The organism is Streptomyces sp. S063 (genome assembly GCF_002832675.1).
In the GTDB taxonomy this organism is placed as follows: Bacteria; Actinomycetota; Actinomycetes; order Streptomycetales; family Streptomycetaceae; genus Streptomyces; species Streptomyces sindenensis.
This window is the reverse complement of sequence record NZ_CP021707.1, coordinates 6,683,989-6,699,619: the sequence shown is the minus strand read 5'-3', so window position 1 is coordinate 6,699,619 and position 15,631 is coordinate 6,683,989. Positions and strand designations below refer to the sequence as shown.

The 15,631-nt window shown below is 73.2% G+C and carries 12 protein-coding genes and 1 pseudogene; 6 read left to right on the top strand and 7 right to left on the bottom strand.

The features are described from left to right. The first annotated feature begins 254 nt into the window (after positions 1 to 254). The 3 genes from CCZ36_RS30455 (at position 255) to CCZ36_RS30445 (ending at position 3,554) form a co-directional block, all read left to right on the top strand. Positions 255 to 2,054, top strand: coding sequence for an AMP-dependent synthetase/ligase (locus tag CCZ36_RS30455; protein ID WP_069737185.1), 1,800 nt, complete (start codon positions 255 to 257; stop codon positions 2,052 to 2,054). 86 nt (positions 2,055 to 2,140) lie between these two features. Then, complete coding sequence (locus CCZ36_RS30450; protein WP_069737186.1) at positions 2,141 to 2,977, top strand: aldo/keto reductase; 837 nt, start codon at positions 2,141 to 2,143, stop codon at positions 2,975 to 2,977. Positions 2,978 to 3,086: 109 nt separating this feature from the next. Next, on the top strand, positions 3,087 to 3,554 hold the full coding sequence (locus CCZ36_RS30445; RefSeq protein WP_128819022.1) for an RICIN domain-containing protein: 468 nt from the start codon (positions 3,087 to 3,089) through the stop codon (positions 3,552 to 3,554). 18 nt (positions 3,555 to 3,572) lie between these two features. Here the strand turns inward: CCZ36_RS30445 and CCZ36_RS30440 are convergent, their stop codons facing one another. Then, on the bottom strand, positions 3,573 to 4,460 hold the full coding sequence (locus tag CCZ36_RS30440; RefSeq protein ID WP_128819021.1) for a class I SAM-dependent methyltransferase: 888 nt from the start codon (positions 4,458 to 4,460) through the stop codon (positions 3,573 to 3,575). Then, positions 4,457 to 5,467: an AraC family transcriptional regulator gene (locus tag CCZ36_RS30435; protein WP_069737189.1), complete on the bottom strand. Its 1,011-nt coding sequence runs from the start codon at positions 5,465 to 5,467 to the stop codon at positions 4,457 to 4,459. The genes CCZ36_RS30440 and CCZ36_RS30435 overlap by 4 nt, the downstream gene beginning before the upstream one ends. 90 nt (positions 5,468 to 5,557) lie before the next feature. Here CCZ36_RS30435 and CCZ36_RS30430 point away from each other — a divergent pair, with 90 nt between their 5' ends. Continuing rightward, positions 5,558 to 6,472: an NmrA family transcriptional regulator gene (locus CCZ36_RS30430; RefSeq protein WP_128819020.1), complete on the top strand. Its 915-nt coding sequence runs from the start codon at positions 5,558 to 5,560 to the stop codon at positions 6,470 to 6,472. A 117-nt stretch (positions 6,473 to 6,589) separates the two neighbouring features. Then, entirely contained in the window at positions 6,590 to 7,552 is a 963-nt protein-coding gene (locus tag CCZ36_RS30425) for a LysR family transcriptional regulator (RefSeq protein ID WP_069737191.1), read from the top strand. Positions 7,553 to 7,593: 41 nt separating this feature from the next. Here the strand turns inward: CCZ36_RS30425 and CCZ36_RS30420 are convergent, their stop codons facing one another. Continuing rightward, positions 7,594 to 7,899: a 4a-hydroxytetrahydrobiopterin dehydratase gene (locus CCZ36_RS30420; RefSeq protein ID WP_069737192.1), complete on the bottom strand. Its 306-nt coding sequence runs from the start codon at positions 7,897 to 7,899 to the stop codon at positions 7,594 to 7,596. A gap of 107 nt (positions 7,900 to 8,006) precedes the next feature. Here CCZ36_RS30420 and CCZ36_RS30415 point away from each other — a divergent pair, with 107 nt between their 5' ends. Continuing rightward, the gene (locus CCZ36_RS30415; protein WP_128819019.1) at positions 8,007 to 8,840 is read left to right on the top strand and encodes a helix-turn-helix domain-containing protein; all 834 of its coding nucleotides are present in this window, start codon (positions 8,007 to 8,009) and stop codon (positions 8,838 to 8,840) included. Positions 8,841 to 8,861: 21 nt separating this feature from the next. On the opposite strand, the gene secD is transcribed toward CCZ36_RS30415, so the two are convergent. The 4 genes and pseudogenes from secD to ligA all read right to left on the bottom strand — a co-directional run bounded on the left by secD (position 8,862) and on the right by ligA (position 15,348). Continuing rightward, positions 8,862 to 11,228, bottom strand: coding sequence for a protein translocase subunit SecD (gene secD / locus CCZ36_RS30410; RefSeq protein ID WP_128819018.1), 2,367 nt, complete (start codon positions 11,226 to 11,228; stop codon positions 8,862 to 8,864). Between the two features lie 34 nt (positions 11,229 to 11,262). Further along, positions 11,263 to 11,868 (bottom strand): hypothetical protein, encoded by a 606-nt coding sequence (locus tag CCZ36_RS30405; RefSeq protein ID WP_107474799.1) that lies wholly within the window; start codon positions 11,866 to 11,868, stop codon positions 11,263 to 11,265. A gap of 47 nt (positions 11,869 to 11,915) precedes the next feature. Beyond that, positions 11,916 to 12,632, bottom strand: a complete 717-nt coding sequence (locus CCZ36_RS30400) for a rod shape-determining protein (protein WP_128819017.1) — start codon at positions 12,630 to 12,632, stop codon at positions 11,916 to 11,918. Positions 12,633 to 13,213: 581 nt separating this feature from the next. Continuing rightward, a pseudogene (gene ligA, locus CCZ36_RS30395) lies at positions 13,214 to 15,348 on the bottom strand (NAD-dependent DNA ligase LigA). Positions 15,349 to 15,631: the final 283 nt, after the last annotated feature.

Below are 15,631 nucleotides of genomic sequence, written 5' to 3'. Positions count from 1 at the left end.
CACGCGCCCCGGTGGCCGCGGCGGTCGGATTCGGTGGAGATTCCGGCGCGAGCCGCTTACCCCTCCGGCAGAACTGGGCCGCCGGACGCCCGAGCCTTGCCCATCTGGCCGGATTTCGACGGTTGACGTGGGGGCTCGTCCTGGTGTGCGGAGATTCCGGGCCCCTCCCGCCGGGCCCCCGCTTGGGGTAGCGTCGCGGCGCTGTGCGGAGCGCCACGAGGAGCATGTCATTGCGCGAATTCACTGTCCCACCCATGGCGGCGCCACCTCAGGTCGGCGGTCTGGCCGATGTGGTCTTCGACCACGCGGAGGATGATCCGCACCGCGTCGCGCTCGGCCGCAAGGACGCCCGGGGCCAGTGGCGCGATGTGACCTCCGGGGACTTCCGCGATGCCGTGCTGGCCCTGGCCAAGGGGCTGATCGCGCACGGTGTGCGGTTCGGCGACCGGGTCGCACTGATGTCCCGTACCCGGTACGAGTGGACGCTCTTCGACTTCGCGCTCTGGACCGTCGGGGCCCAGTCGGTGCCGATCTACCCGACCTCCTCCGCCGAGCAGGTCCTGTGGATGCTGCACGACGCCGAGGTGGTGGCGGTGATGGTCGAGCACGAGGACCACGCCATGACGGTCGGCTCGGTGATCGACCGGCTGCCGCGTCTGAAGCGGCTGTGGCAGCTGGACGCCGGAGCGGTGGACGAGCTGCTCGGGGCGGGCGTGGGCATCGACGACGAGGTGGTGCAGCGGCACCGGCGCGCGGTGACGCCCGACTCCGTGGCGACCGTCATCTACACCTCGGGGACCACGGGCCGCCCCAAAGGGTGCGTGATCACCCACGCGAGCTTCATGTTCGAGAGCGACACGATGGTCGGCCGCTGGGAGCCGGTGTTCCACTCCAAGCCCGGCGACGAGGCGGCCACCCTCCTCTTCCTGCCGCTGGCCCATGTCTTCGGGCGGATGGTGGAGATCGCCGCGATCCGTGGCCGGGTCAAGCTCGGCCACCAGCCGGAGCTGTCCGCGAACGCGCTGATGCCGGACCTGATGACGTTCCGGCCGACGTTCATCCTCGCGGTGCCCTACATCTTCGAGAAGGTGTTCAACGGGGCCCGGCGCAAGGCCGAGACGGAAGGCAGGGCAGGGCCGTTCGACAAGGCCGTCGACGTCGCGGTGAAGTACGCCGAGGCCATGGAGCTGAAGGCGTTCGGGGACGGCCCCGGCCCGTCGGCCGGGCTGCGGATGCAGCACCAGTTCTTCGACAAGGTCGTGTACAAGAAGGTCCGCGACGCGATGGGCGGCCGGGTGCGGCACGCGATGTCGGGCGGCTCCGGCATGGACCGCCGGCTCGGGCTGTTCTTCGCGGGCGCCGGGGTGACCGTCTTCGAGGGGTACGGGCTGACCGAGTCGACCGCCGCCGCGACGGCGAACCCGCCCGAGCGCACCCGGTACGGGACGGTCGGGCAGCCGATCCCGGGAACCTCGGTGCACATCGCGGACGACGGCGAGGTGTGGGTGCACGGGCCGAACCTGTTCTCCGGCTATCTCGGCAACCCCGAGGCGACCCGGGCGGTGCTCCGGGACGGCTGGCTGGCGACCGGGGATCTCGGTTCGCTGGACGAGGACGGCTATCTGACGATCACCGGACGGAAGAAGGAGATCCTGGTGACGTCCGGCGGCAAGAGCGTCTCCCCGGCGGGCCTGGAGGAACGCGTCCGGGCGCATCCGCTGGTGGCGCAGTGCATCGTCGTCGGCAACGACCGCCCGTACATCGCGGCGCTCGTCACCGTGGACCAGGAGTCCGTCGACCACTGGCTGTCGATGCAGGGCCGTGCCCCGCTCAGCCCGGCCGAGCTGGTGCGGGACCCGGACCTGGAGATGGAGGTCCGCCGGGCGGTGGTGTCCGCCAACACGGCCGTGTCCCAGGCCGAGTCCATCCGTACGTTCCGGATCCTGGCCCACCCCTTCACCGAGGACCTGGGACTGCTGACGCCCTCGCTGAAGCTGAAGCGGAAGGCGATCGAGACCGCGTACGCGGTCGAGGTCGACGCGCTCTACCACTGACCGACCGGCGGTCGCCGGGAATGCCTGGCCCCGCCCGTGCGTTGTCGTGGCGAGTTATCAACCGACGACGTAAGGATCGACCGCTCGTGAGCCAGGTCCCCTCCATCACCCTCAACAACGGCCTCGACATGCCGCAGCTCGGTTTCGGTGTCTGGCAGGTGCCGGACGACGAGGCGGAGAAGGCGGTCGCCACGGCCATCGAGACCGGGTACCGGAGCATCGACACCGCCGCGATCTACGAGAACGAGACGGGCACCGGCAAGGCCATCGCCGCCTCCGGCGTCGCGCGCGACGAACTCTTCGTCACCACGAAGCTGTGGAACAGCGAGCAGGGCCACGACAGCACCCTGCGCGCCTTCGACGCCTCGCTCGACAAGCTCGGCCTGGACTACGTCGACCTGTACCTGATCCACTGGCCGGTGCCGGCGAAGGACGCGTACACCGACACGTACAAGGCGTTCGAGAAGATCCTGGCCGACGGCCGCGCGAAGGCCATCGGTGTGTCGAACTTCCACCCCGAGCACCTGAAGCGGCTGCTCGCCGAGACCTCCGTGGTCCCGGCCGTCAACCAGATCGAGCTGCACCCGCAGCTCCAGCAGGCCGACGCCCGCGCCTTCCACGCCGAGCACGGCATCGCCACCGAGGCCTGGTCGCCGCTGGGCCAGGGCAAGGGCCTGCTGGAGGTGCCGACGGTCGTCGCCGTCTCCCAGAAGCACGGCCGCACCCCCGCCCAGGTGGTGCTGCGCTGGCACCTGCAGACCGGCAACATCGTGATCCCGAAGTCCGTGACCCCGTCGCGGATCAAGGAGAACCTGGACGTGTTCGACTTCGAGCTGGACGCCGACGACCTCGCCGCCTTCGCGGCCCTGGACGAGGGCAAGCGCCTCGGTCCGGACCCGGCGGAGTTCAACGTCGGCGCCTGAGGCGCCCGGCCGACGACTGCGCCTCCACCGTGCTCGCGGTGGGGGCGCAGTCGTCGGCCACCTGGACGGGCAGCGGCCCGCATCACACATCATCGGGGAGACGGGGAACATGAGCGGCGAACTCGCGCCTGTCGTCGAGGCGGGCCCGTACCGCCTCCGCAACGTCCACAGCAAGCTGGTGCTGGAGGTGTACGGCGCGGCGAAGGGCAGCGGGGCCCGGGTCCAGCAGGGCGCGGACGACGGGACGGCCGCGCAGGTGTGGCGGCTCACCCCGGTGCACGAGGGCGCGGCCCTCTTCCACCTGGTCAACGAGCACAGCGGGAAGCGGCTGGACGTGGCGAACGCCGACACGTCGAACGGCACCCGGATCCAGCAGTGGAAGGCCAACAACTTCGGCGCCCAGGAGTGGCTGATCGAGCAGCATCCGGAGGCGCCCGGGACGGTGACGCTGGTGAGTTTCATCAGCGGGCTGGTCATGGAGGTCGCCGACGGTTCCACCGAGGCCGGGGGCACGGTTCAGCAGTGGGAGGACACCGACTCCCCCTTCCAGTGGTGGCAGTTGGAGCCGGTGAGGTAGCGAGCCGGCATCGCTGGTTCAGGCCCCGCGGCGGCCCAGATGCACTGTGCGGGCGGCGAGCAGGTGGACGTCGGGGCGGTGGTGCAGGCCTTCGGGGTCCTCGGGGTCCAGCAGCCGGTCCAGTACGGCGCTGTCCTCGGCCGTCAGCAGGTCACCGAGCACGTCGCGCTCGCGGGCGATGCTCGCGACGACGTGGTCACGGGCCGGGCGGGAGAGCGGGGCGGGCAGGTCGAGGAGGAAGCTGCGGGTGCCCTGCGGGATGAGGCCGACCGCGGTGAAAAGCGCTGCCCAGTCCTCGATCTCCCGCTTCGCGCCCGGGAGTTCGGACCGCATGCGCTCGAAGCGGGTGGCGGCGGCCGCGGTCATACGTGCTTCCAGGCCGGGTTCTCCGATACCGATGTCGCGGGGCAGCCGCCGGGCAGGCAGGCCGCCCTCGACGAGCGCGACCGTGCCGCCGGGTCGCAGGAGCCCGACGAAGTCCGCCAGCGCGGCGCGCTGATCGCCCAGGTGGTGCAGGGAGTTGCCCGCCCAGATCAGATCGGCCTCGCCCAGCCGGTCGATGTCGGAGGGGAGTTCGGCTTCGAGCGTCCGGAAACGGTCGATCACCCCGAGGCGGCGCGCCCGGCTCCTCGCCCGTTCCAGGAGGGCGGGTGTGGCGTCCACGGCCACCACCTCGGCCTCCGGGAAGACCTCGGCCAGCAGGCAGGAGACGACTCCGGGGCCGCTGCCGATGTCGAGGACCCGGCGGACCTTCGGCGCGGTGGACAGGGCGGCGATCCAGCGGGCCGCCTCCTCGTACTGCGTACCGTTGAGTTCGGCTTCCTGCTCCAAGAGGGGGCCCAGGATGTCCCAGTCGATGTCGGCGGTGTGCGTGTCGTGGTGGCCGTGACCGGCGTGGCTGCTCATGGGACCAGCTTCCGCACGGACCGGTCGCGCGGCAAGGTTCCTTGCCGATCCGGCAAATCGAGGGGATCTCCCGCCGTACCGGCGCGGTACTCCTGCGGGCTGACTCCCCTGACCCGTTTGAACGCGGCGCTGAAGGCGAAGGGGGTGCTGTAGCCGACCTTCCGGGCCACGGCCTCCACCGTGGTGTCGCTCTCGCGCAGCAGGTCGGCCGCGACGGCGAGCCGCCAGCCGGTGAGGTACGCCATCGGCGGCTCCCCGACCAGCTCGGTGAACCGGCGGGCCAGCCCGGCCCGGGACACCCCGGCGCGGGCTGCGAGCGAGGCCACGGTCCAGGGGTGCGCCGGGTCGTCCTGGAGCAGCCGCAGCGCCGTGCCCACCACCGGGTCACCCAGCGCCCGGTACCAGGCGGGTGCGTCTGCCCCGGGCCGGGCGAACCAGCCGCGGAGCACGGCGATGAGCAGCAGGTCCAGCAGCCGGTCCAGGACGACCCGCTGGCCCGGCTCGTCCTGGGCGATCTCCGCGTCGAGCAGGTCCAGCAGCGGCCGGGTCCGCGCGTCGGCGGGGATCGTGAGGAGCGGGGGCAGGGCGTCCAGCAGTCGGCGGCTGATCTCCCCGTCCAGGAGATAGGTGCCGACGAGGACGGCCGTACCGCCGTGGGCCGCGTTGCCCCAGGTCCGTACGTTCAGCACCATGTCCTGCGCGAGCGGACGGCCGTGCAGCGTGGTGCAGACTCCGCCGGGCCCGACGAGCGCGTGGGGTGCCGTCCCGGGCGCGTCGGCCACGGTGTACGGGTCGGGGCCGCGGACCACCGCGATGTCCCCGGGGCCGAGCCGGACCGGTTCGCCTCCGTCGGACGGGACGATCCAGGCCGCGCCGCGCCGGACCGACATGAGGCAGATGGGCGCCCGGTCCTCGATCCGTACCGCCCAGGGCGGCTCCATGACCATGCGGAGCAGAAACGCGCCCCGGGCCCGGGGTCCGTCCAGAAGTCCGGCGAGAGCGTCCATGGCCCGCCAGCGTAGACGTGTGGACGCACGAGTAGGTGCCTGAGTCTTTCGAGCATGTCCCGGCGGGGGCGGCCCCGGGAGTCTGGAGGCATGACGGAGAACGCGTACACACGACGAGACGACGACAGCAGCAGCAACAACAACAACAACGGTGACGACGGGCGGGGCGCGGGACGGACGACCGGCACGGTTCTGGTGACGAGTGGCACGGGCAAGACCGGCCGCCGGGTGGTGGAGCGGCTGACGGCCCTCGGTGTGCCGGTCCGCTCGGGTTCGCGCACCGGCGAGGTGCCGTTCGACTGGCAGGACGACACGGGGTGGGAGGCCGCGTTGCGGGGCACGGAGGCCGCCTATGTGGCGTACTACCCGGACCTGGCGGTACCCGGGGCGGCGGAGGCGATGGCCGCGTTCGGGCGGACCGCGACGGCGTGCGGGGTGCGCAGGGTGGTGCTGCTGTCGGGGCGGGGCGAGCCGCAGGCGGCCGCCGCCGAGGAGGCGCTGCGCGGGGCCGCCGGACGGGCGGAGGTCACGGTCGTCCGGTCGGCGTTCTTCGCCCAGAACTTCAGTGAGGGCGCGCTGCTGGACGGGGTGATCGGCGGCGAGCTGGTCTTCCCCGCGGGCACGACGGCGGAACCGTTCCTGGACCTCGACGACCTGGCCGACGTGGTGGTGGCCGCGCTGACCGGGGACGGGCACGCGGGGGCGGTGTACGAGCTGACGGGCCCGCGGTCCCTGACCTTCGAGCAGGCGGCCGGGGAACTGGGGCGGGCGGCGGGCCGGCCGGTGCGGTACACGCCGGTGACGGGGCCCGCGTACGCCTCGCTGCTGGAGGAGTTCGGGCTGTCCGAGACGGAGGCCGAGTTCCTGGCCGAACTGTTCGCCACACTGCTGGACGGGCACAACGCGGCGACGACGGACGACGTGAAGAGGGTGCTGGGGCGGGAGCCGAAGGGCTTCGCCGACTTCGCCCGCGAGGCCGCCCGGGACGGCGCCTGGCACGGCTGAAGCGGAACGTCGCGCCGGGCCGCACCGGCCCGGCGGCGTACGGCCCGTGTACACCGACCGAACGGTAGGCGGAGCACACATATTGCCGGGGTGCTTCAGGGGCCATAACTTGCCCTTATGGAGCTGGAGTTGCGCCATCTGCGAACGGTCCGTGCGATAGCCGACACGGGCAGCCTCACCAAGGCCGCCGCCACGCTGGGGCTTGCCCAGCCCGCTCTCAGCGCTCAGCTGCGGCGGATCGAGAAGGCCCTCGGGGGCGCTCTCTTCGAGCGTGACCACACCGGGGCCCGGGCCACACCGCTCGGCGAGCTGGTGCTGGAACGGGCCCGGGTGGTGCTGCCCGCGGTCAGCGAACTGCAGGCCGAGGCCGTACGGTTCGCCAATGCGAGGGGGGCGCTGGACCGGTTCCGGCTGGGCGGCACGCACGGTCCGCTGCTCGGCGGCCTGGTGGACCGGATGGCCGCCACGCACCCGTCGGCGGCGGTGTCGACGTACACCGCGTGGTCGGTGGACGAGATCGCCTCGCTGGTGATCGACGGGCGGCTGGACTTCGCGCTGATCGGGACGTGCGGCGAGAGTGCGCCGCCGCTGGCGGACCGGCTCGTCTGGGAGGTCGTCGGAGTGGATCCGGTCTTCGTGATGCTGCCGGAGGACCACCCCCTGGCCGGCGAAGCGGAACTGGATCTGGCCGCGCTCGCGGACGAGTGCTGGGCGGATGTGCCGGGCGACGGCTGTTTCGCCGACTGCTTCACCGCGGCCTGCGCGCGGTCGGGTTTCACCCCCGTGTCGGTGTACGAGACGGACACCTCGTCCGTCGTCCATCTGGTGCAGGTGGGGCGGGCGATCGGGCTGTGCCGGGCGACGTTCCCGCCGACACCGGGCCTGGTGACCAGACCGCTGGCCGGCGCCCCGCTCAGCTGGCGTCATCTGGTGGGCTGGCATCCGCGCTCCCCCGCCGCCGACGCGGCGGCGGGGACGGTGGCCGCCGCGACCCGCGAGGCGTACGCGGAGGCGGTGTCGCGCAGCCCGACCTACGCGCGGTGGCTCGGCGCGCACCCGCGGTTCGGCACAGTGGCCTGAGCGGGAAGCGGCGGGCGGGCCGAACGGCAGGGCGCACCGGCCTACTCGGCTCCGTGGGCGGGGGCGGCGGCCATCACCCGGGCGGCGAGGGCCAGGTCCTTCTCGGTGATCGCGCCGCCCGCGGAGTGCGTGTGGACGGCGAGGGCCACCGTGTCGTAGCCGAGCGTCAGATCGGAGTGATGGTTCAGCTCGTCCTGGATCCGCGCGATGTGGACCGTCAGCGCGGCGGCGGCGAAGTGGGAGGGCAGCCGGAAGGTCCGGGTGATCCGGTCCCCTTCCAGGGCCCAGCCGGGCAGGCTCTCCAGCCGGCTCTCGGTCTCGGACGGCGACAGCGGTTCGGCGCTCATGGAACGGCTCCCGTGGGTCTCGGTGGATCGGCACATGCGTCACGGCGGACCCGGGCGGCCCGTACCGGGCACCGTCCCCGGCCCGCCGGTGACGTTACGGTCTGGGCATGACGACTGTCTTGCCCGACACGGGAGTGGGACCGCTGCTGCGGGACTGGCGGGAACAGCGGCGCATCAGCCAGTTGGAACTGGCCCTGCGCGCGGACTCCTCGGCCCGCCACATCTCGTTCATCGAGACGGGCCGCTCCCGGCCCAGCGAGGACATGGTCCTGCGGCTGGCCGAACACCTGGACATCCCTGTCCGGGAACGCAACGCCCTTCTCGTGATCGCCGGTTACGCGCCCCGCTACCCGCAGACGCCCCTCGACGACCCCGCGATGGCCTCCCTCCGCGAGAGCCTGGAGCGCCTGCTCGCGGCGTACGAGCCGTATCCGGCGCTGGTGGTGGACGGCACCTACGGGGTGGTGGCGGCCAACCGTGGGATCGCGCTGCTGCTGGAAGGCGTGCCGGAGAAGCTGCTGACCCCGCCCCTGAACGCCATGCGGCTCACCCTCCACCCGGAGGGGCTCGCCCCGCGCATCGTGAACCTCCCGGAGTGGCGGGCGGACCTGCTGGCGCAGATGGACCGCCAGATCGCCCTCGTACGCTCACCGGCCCTGCGCGAGCTGTACGACGAGGTGGCCGCGTACCCGGCCCCGGCGCGGGCCGACGGCACGCCCCGCGCCACCGAGGGGGCGGGCGGAGAGGGCCGGGAGGGGACCGGCTCCGCGTTCGCGCTGCCGATGCTGCTCGAACACGGGGGCCGGGTGCTGTCGTTCGTGTCGTCGATCGCGACGTTCAACACGCCGATGGACGTGACGGTGGCCGAGCTGGCCATCGAGACGTTCCTCCCGGCGGACCGGGAGACCGCCGCCTATCTGCACGCCCACGTCCCGTCCTGACCCGGCCCCTTCGCGCTCCCCTCAGACGCGGGCTCCGTTGTCGAGCGGGTCGCGGCGGGCCGGTCGGGCCTTTCCGCGCGACGTGCCCTTCCCCGGTGCGGGCGGCGGCGGGGCCTTGGCGCTCCGCTCCAGGGTGAGGGCCCCGGGTACGGCGGTGAACACCGAGGACCAGGTGCCGACGACGATGCCGATGAGCAGGGCGAGCGCGAAGTCGGCGAGCGAGTCGCCGCCCAGCACCGCGAGGGCGACCAGGATGAACAGGGCGCCCATCCCGGTGTTCACCGTGCGGGGAACGGTCTGCAGGACGGCCCGGCGGGCGATGGTGTCCAGCGGGGTCCGCCGGTCCGCCCCCCACAGCTCCCGCACCCGGTCGAAGACCACCACCGAGTCGTTGACCGAATAGCCGATGACGGTGAGCAGGGCGGCCAGGAAGATGCCGTCCACCGGCCGCCCCAGCCAGGCGAAGGCCCCCACCACCAGGATCACGTCGTGCACCATCGCCACGATGGACGCCACGGCGAACGTCCAGCGGAACCGGACCGCCAGGTAGGCCAGTTGCACGGCGAGCGCGACGCCCAGGGCGATCAGCGCGTTGCGGCGGAGTTCGTCACCGAGGCTCGGGCCGATCAGCTCGTCCCGTACCTTCGTCGTCTCACCGCCCTCCTCGGCGAGGGCGGTGCGCAGGGCGTGTTCGCCGTCGTTGTCGAGCTTCCCCGTGCGTACGGACAGGTCGCCGTCGCCCGCCGTGGTGACCTCGGCGTCCCCGAACCCGGCGGCGGCGATGCCGGCCCGGGCCGTCTCGACGTCGACCGGGCGGCTGGTGGAGTACTCGACCAGCCGGCCGCCGGTGAACTCGACGCCCAGATCCACCCCGCGCACGACGATCCCGGCCACCGCGACGGCGGCCAGCGCCGCCGAGACGAGGAGCCACCGGACCGGTGCGCGGTAGAGCTTCGGGTCCTTGCGGACCAGCCACGTGCGGACGGCCCCGGGACGGCCGATGCCGTTGACGCCCCGGTAGTCGCTCACGAAGCGGGAGTTCGCCGCGATCTCGGTGAGCGCGCGGGCGATGACCAGCGCGGAGAACATCGAGGCGACGACCCCGATGGCGAGCGTGAGGCCGAAGCCCTTGACCGGGCCCGAGCCCAGGAAGAAGAGCAGTCCGGCCGCGATCAGCGTGGTCGCGTTGGAGTCGGCGACCGCGCTCCACGCCTTCCGGAACCCGGTGGTCAACGCCGAGCGCAGGGAGCGTTTCGGCCGGTCGGCGCACTCCTCCCTGGCCCGTTCGAAGACCAGGACGTTCGCGTCGACCGCCATCCCGATCGCGAGGACGAACCCGGCGAGCCCCGGGAGGGTCAGGGTGACGCCGAGGGCGACGAGTGCGGCGTACGAGATCACCCCGTACGCGCCGAGCGCCACGGCGGCCAGCGCGCCCAGGAGGCGGTAGACGACGGTGATGAAGAGCGCGGTGGCGGCCGCTCCGATGAGGGCCGCCTGTGCGCTCGCGTCGATGGCCGCCGCGCCGAGGGTCGGGCCGACGGTCCGCTGCTCGACGATCTCGACGGGCACGGGCAGGGCCCCGCCCTTGATCAGCAGCGCCAGGTCGCGCGCCTCGTCCGCGCTGAACGATCCGGTGATCTGGGTGGCGCCGGACGGCAGTCCGGCCCCGCAGCCGACCGAGGGGTCGACCTGCGGCGACGAGATGACCTTCTCGTCGAGGACGATGGCGACCCTGCGCCGGTCGTCCCCGGCGGGATGGCACGCGGCCTCGCCGGTCAGCTTCTTCCAGTCCTGACCGGCGCCCTTGCGGAACTCCAGCGACACGGTCCAGCCCGCTCCGCCCTGCGGGTCGAACGCGGCGGTGGCGTCCTCGACGCCCGCACCGGAGAGCCGGGGTTCGCCGAGGGCGAGGGGACGGCCCTGCTCGTCGGGGAGCGTCAGCCGGTCGGGGGCGGGGGCAGGGTCGGAGGTGGAGTCGGGGGTCTCTCCGTCCGGGGCTTTCCCGTCCGGAGCCTTTTCCTCCGGTCCGTCGGTCCCCGGGCCCTCGACCGCGTGGAAGGTGAGTTGGGCCGTCCGGCCGATCACCTCGGTCGCCTGACGCGGGTCCTGTACGTCGGGCAGTTCGACGATGATCCGGTCCTCGCCGGAGCGGGTCAGGGTCGGCTCGGAGACGCCCAGCGAGTCGATCCGCTGCCGCAGCACCTCCAAGGTGCGGTCGGTGGTCTCCCGGTCCGCCTCGACGGTGGCGGTGTCCCGGGCCTGGAGCACGATGCGGGTGCCGCCCTGGAGATCGAGGCCGAGTCTGGGTGACATGGTCAGGGTGATGTAGACGGAGACGAGCAGCACGGCGACAGCCAGAACCGCTCGCACCGCGGTGGCGCGAGTCATGAAATCCTCCGGTGGGGCGTCGAGCGCCCTCACCTCAGCGAGGACGCGACGCCTGATCGGCAGAACGGGCGGAACAGGACGGCGGATGCCCGGCCGTGGGGCCGGTGGTCCTGACCGGAGGGCCCCGGACACCGGGAAGCGCGCCCCGGCGGCTACCGGGTGCGTCGAAGGATTCCGCGGCCACACACCGGACGCCGCCGCGTGGCTCGGCGGGCCCGTGCGGAGCGGGGGTCAGCGCGTCGTGCGGCGGCGGTGGCGCGTGGAGGAGCAGATACGCCCGGCCGCTGCCCGCCCGGGGAGCCTGCGCCGGATCGGCCGCCGCCGTGGGCAGCTCGTGCGTGGCCCGTGCGACGAGGTGCCGGGCGTGGTGGGCGGTGCCGTGCCCGGCGTGGTGGTGCCGGGAGTCGGATGCGTGGTCGTGGCCGGCGCGGTGCCGGGAGGCGGGCGCGCTCTCATGCCCCGGGCGGTACCGGGACGCGAGCGCGCTGTCGTGGGTCTGCGGTGCGGCGGGCGGCGGAGCCGCGGCAACCGTGGCGGCGGGCGCGAGGCTCCGGGTGGCCACGGCGGCGGGCGTCGCACCGTTCGCCGTGGCGGCACCGCCGACCAGGGTGAGGACGGTGAGGAGGAGCGTGGCCAGCACACATCGCACCCGGGGCGTGTGCGCCCGGGGCCGCCCCGGGTACGGGGTCACCTCGGGCGGCCGGATCGCTCGGGCGGCGTCGGACGGTGGCGGAGCACGGAGCTGAGGATCTGCCCGGCGCCACGGACGACCGTGGTGGACGGGTCGTCGGCCAGGCGCACCCGGGTGCCGAGGCAGCGGGCGAGGTGATCGGTGACGTCGGTCCGCAGCGCGCCGCCGCCCGCGAGCACGGGGCCCTTGCGCAGGGCGCCCCGGATCGCGCCGTGCCGGTCGTGCCGCCACATCGACGTGATCATGTCCAGCACTGCACGGCCGAGGACGCTCGGGAGCGTCGCCGGGTCGAGGCCGTCGAGGTCGTCGAGTCCGTTCTCGGCCTGCCGGGCGTCGGCGACCAGGCCGCCGACGAGGAGGGTGACCTCGGTCAGTTCGGCTCCCATGTCGACGACGAGAATGGGGCCCGCTTCCCTCGGTCCCGCGTACGCGGCGGCGGCACGGGCGCTGCTGAGGACCACGACGCGCGTCGTCCCGAGCCCCGCGAGCAGGGCGCGCGCGGCGGTGCGGTGTGCGGCGCCGGCGAGCACCGGGTGGCTGAGCACGATCACGCTGTCGCTGCGGTCGGGGCCGAGCGCCGCGTCGGCGATCCGGCCGAGCAGCCGGCCGCAGGACTCGGGGTCGACGATGCGCCCACGCCGGACCGGTCGCTCGTCGCCCCCGTGCGAGCCGGAGCCCGGGAACGGGCCGAGGAGCAGACCCCGGCCGGGCACCCAGGCCCGGGTGCGGGAGCTGCCGAGGTCCAGTGCCAGTCCCCGCGCGGCCGGGACGCCGTTCCCCGCACTCCGGTGCTGGTGCTGCTCCCGCTGCTGGTGCGGGTGACGCGTCCGGAGACCCTCCCGGGAGTCCCCGGGGCGCTCCGCCCCGGACGCCCCGGCACCGCTTCCGTCACGAAGCGGTCCGGGGCCCTTCCCCCATGGGCCCGCCCCCGGGCGGAACGGCCCTCGCCGATCGCCGGTTGCGGAAGTGATCGGGACGCTCGGAGCGGAAGTCGGGACAGACGGGACAGCCGGAGCAGGAGCACGACGGGGCGGGGCGGGGACAGCGGCACTCAGGGCCGGAACGTTCCGGGCGGCTCCGGACCACGGGGGGACGGCGCGACCCGGTCGCTGTCCGTCGTACACAGAACGCATCGTCCCTCACCCCCGGCCGGCCGTCTCCGCCGCCCACGCACCCGTCGGCCCAGTGATAGTGAGGCACGACCGATCCCTCACTATGCAATACGGGGTGGTGGAACGCCACTTCCTCGCTGATTCACAGGCGCGCCGACACACCGTGAGCGGCAGTCGGCGGCTCAGCCGTCCTCCCCCGGCGCCAGGAACGCGCCGACCAGCTCAGCGAACTCCTCCGGCACCGCGATCCGGATCCCCAGGTCCTCCGCCTTGGTGCGCTTGGACCCGGCCTTCTCACCGGCGACCAGCAGGCTGGTGCGCCGGGAGACGCTGGAGGACGACTTGCCGCCCGCCCGCTCGATCAGCTCGTTCATCTGGTTGCGCGACAGCTTCTCCAGCGCTCCGGACATCGCGCCCGTCACCACCACGGTCATCCCCGCCAGGGGCAGCGTGGGACCGGTGCCCCCGTCGCCCCCGGCCTCCGTGTCCGCCCCGGCCGCGGCTGCCTCCTCCTCCGCCCCGGGCTCCGGGGGCGGGGTGGCGCCCGGCTCGGTCATGGTCACCCCGGCCACGACGAGCTTGTCGATCAGCGGTGCCAGCTCCACCAGCTCGGCGACGACCGAGGCGGCCTTCTCCTTGCCGATGCCGTCCACCCGCTGGAGCGTCTCCACGTCGGCGGCGACGATCCGGTCCATGGTGGCGAAGTACCGGGCGATACGGCGTGACATGGAGCGCCCCGTGCCCCGTACGCCCAAGGCGCAGAAGACCCGGGAGAGCGGCCGGGTGCGGGCGGTCTCGATGGCCGCCAGGAGGTTGTCCGTGGAGGTCTCGCCCATCCGGTCGAGGGCGAGCAACTGCTCGCGCTCCAGGGTGAACAGGTCGGCGAAGTCCTCGACGAGACCGGCGTCGACGAGCTGGACGACCCGCGTGGCGCCGAGGCCCTCGATGTCGAGCTGGTCGCGGCCCGCCGCGTACGAGACGGAGGCGACGAGGCGGCAGTTGCGGCCCGGGTGCAGCGCCAGCGCTGTTCGCTCGTGTCGATGGCGGAGCCGCACTGCGGGCAGCTCTCGGGGAAGTCGATGGGCGTCTCGTCGCCGGTGCGCAGGTGGACGACGGGGGCCTCGATGCGCGGGATGATGTCGCCCGCCTTGTAGACCATGACCTGGTCGCCCAGCCGCAGGTCACGGCGGGTGATGTCGGCGGGGTTGTGCAGGGTGGCGTAACCGACGGTGGAACCGTCGATCTCCACGGGCTCCAGGACGGCACGCGGCGCGATGATGCCCGTGCGTCCGACGTTCCACTCGACGGACACCAGGCGGGTGATCTTCTCGACGGCGGGCAGCTTGTAGGCGATGGCCCAGCGGGGAGCGCGGGTGCCGGAGCCCGCCTCGCGCTGGTCGGCCGCCAGGTCGGCCTTGATCACGATCCCGTCGATGCCGAACGGCAGCGCGGCGCGCAGGGAACCTATGGCGTCCACCCGCGCCTGGACCTCCTCGACCGTGGCGGCCAGGACCGGCGCCACGTCCGTGCCCGCCGCCGTGTGCACGCCGAGGCGGGCGACGTACGACAGGACCTCGCTGTGGGGCAGCTCGGCGAGGGTCTCACCGAGCTCCCCGGAATCGGGCAACGGCAGCGCGCCGTAGGCGAAGAAGGTCGTCTCCACCCGGTAGGCGCGGTCCTTGGCGCGCAGAGTGCCCGCCGCCCCGTTGCGCGGGTTGGCGAAGGGGGCGCCGCCGTGTTCCGTGCGGATCGCGTTGCCCTGCTCGAACTGGTCGTTCGTCATGAGGATCTCGCCGCGCACCTCGATGGTGACCGGCTCGGCCAGCCGCTCCGGCAGTCCGACGACGGCTCCCGCCGCGTGCGAGACGTCCTCGCCCGCCGTGCCGTCGCCCCGGGTGATGAGGCGCTCGAACCGGCCGTCGCGATAGCGCGCGGCGACCGCCAGGCCGTCGAGCTTCGGCTCGACGCTCCACGCGGTCACCGGTCTGCCGATGCGCCGCTCCAGCGAGGCGGTCCAGGTCGCGAACTGCTCGGCCGAGAACACATTGTCCAGGGAGAGCATGGGAACCGTGTGCGGCACATCGCCGACCGCGACCCCGCCCGCGACCTTGCCCGTCGGCGAGGCGGCGAGCACCTCCTCCGGGTGGTCCGCCTCGTACGCGGCTATGCCGCGCGCCAGCCGGTCGTAGGCGTCGTCGTCCAACCCGCTCTCGCCCGTGGCGTAGTACGCGGCGGCGGCGACGGAGGCCTCTTCCACCGCGGCGGCATAGGCGGCGGCATCGGCGAGCACAGCAGCTGAGTTCGTCATGACCACCATTCTTCCGGCCGCCACTGACAATGGCCCCGATCGCCTTCCCGCCCCGTTTCGGCCCTCGCAGGACTCCGTGAACCGACGGACCTCGACTCCCCCGATCACAGGAGCACATGGCCTGCCCGGTGAACGGCGGCTCCGGGGCGGACGCCCTCCCCCTCCCCGTACGAGAAGACGTGGACACGAGAACGCGAGGAGACCCGTCGGCGCGGTGACGGTAAGGGACCTGGAGGCGGCACTCGCCGAACGGAACGGCTGCCGGGCACGGGGCCGGGCCTCGGCTCAACGG

What these genes read in the sequence shown, in the direction of transcription:
- CCZ36_RS30455 (WP_069737185.1), top strand. Translation starts at nt 255, where the DNA reads ATGGCGGCGCCACCTCAGGTCGGCGGTCTGGCCGATGTGGTCTTCGAC.
- CCZ36_RS30445 (WP_128819022.1), top strand. Translation starts at nt 3,087, where the DNA reads ATGAGCGGCGAACTCGCGCCTGTCGTCGAGGCGGGCCCGTACCGCCTC.
- CCZ36_RS30440 (WP_128819021.1), bottom strand. Translation starts at nt 4,460, where the DNA reads ATGAGCAGCCACGCCGGTCACGGCCACCACGACACGCACACCGCCGAC.
- CCZ36_RS30435 (WP_069737189.1), bottom strand. Translation starts at nt 5,467, where the DNA reads ATGGACGCTCTCGCCGGACTTCTGGACGGACCCCGGGCCCGGGGCGCG.
- CCZ36_RS30430 (WP_128819020.1), top strand. Translation starts at nt 5,558, where the DNA reads ATGACGGAGAACGCGTACACACGACGAGACGACGACAGCAGCAGCAAC.
- CCZ36_RS30425 (WP_069737191.1), top strand. Translation starts at nt 6,590, where the DNA reads ATGGAGCTGGAGTTGCGCCATCTGCGAACGGTCCGTGCGATAGCCGAC.
- CCZ36_RS30420 (WP_069737192.1), bottom strand. Translation starts at nt 7,899, where the DNA reads ATGAGCGCCGAACCGCTGTCGCCGTCCGAGACCGAGAGCCGGCTGGAG.
- CCZ36_RS30415 (WP_128819019.1), top strand. Translation starts at nt 8,007, where the DNA reads ATGACGACTGTCTTGCCCGACACGGGAGTGGGACCGCTGCTGCGGGAC.
- secD (WP_128819018.1), bottom strand. Translation starts at nt 11,228, where the DNA reads ATGACTCGCGCCACCGCGGTGCGAGCGGTTCTGGCTGTCGCCGTGCTG.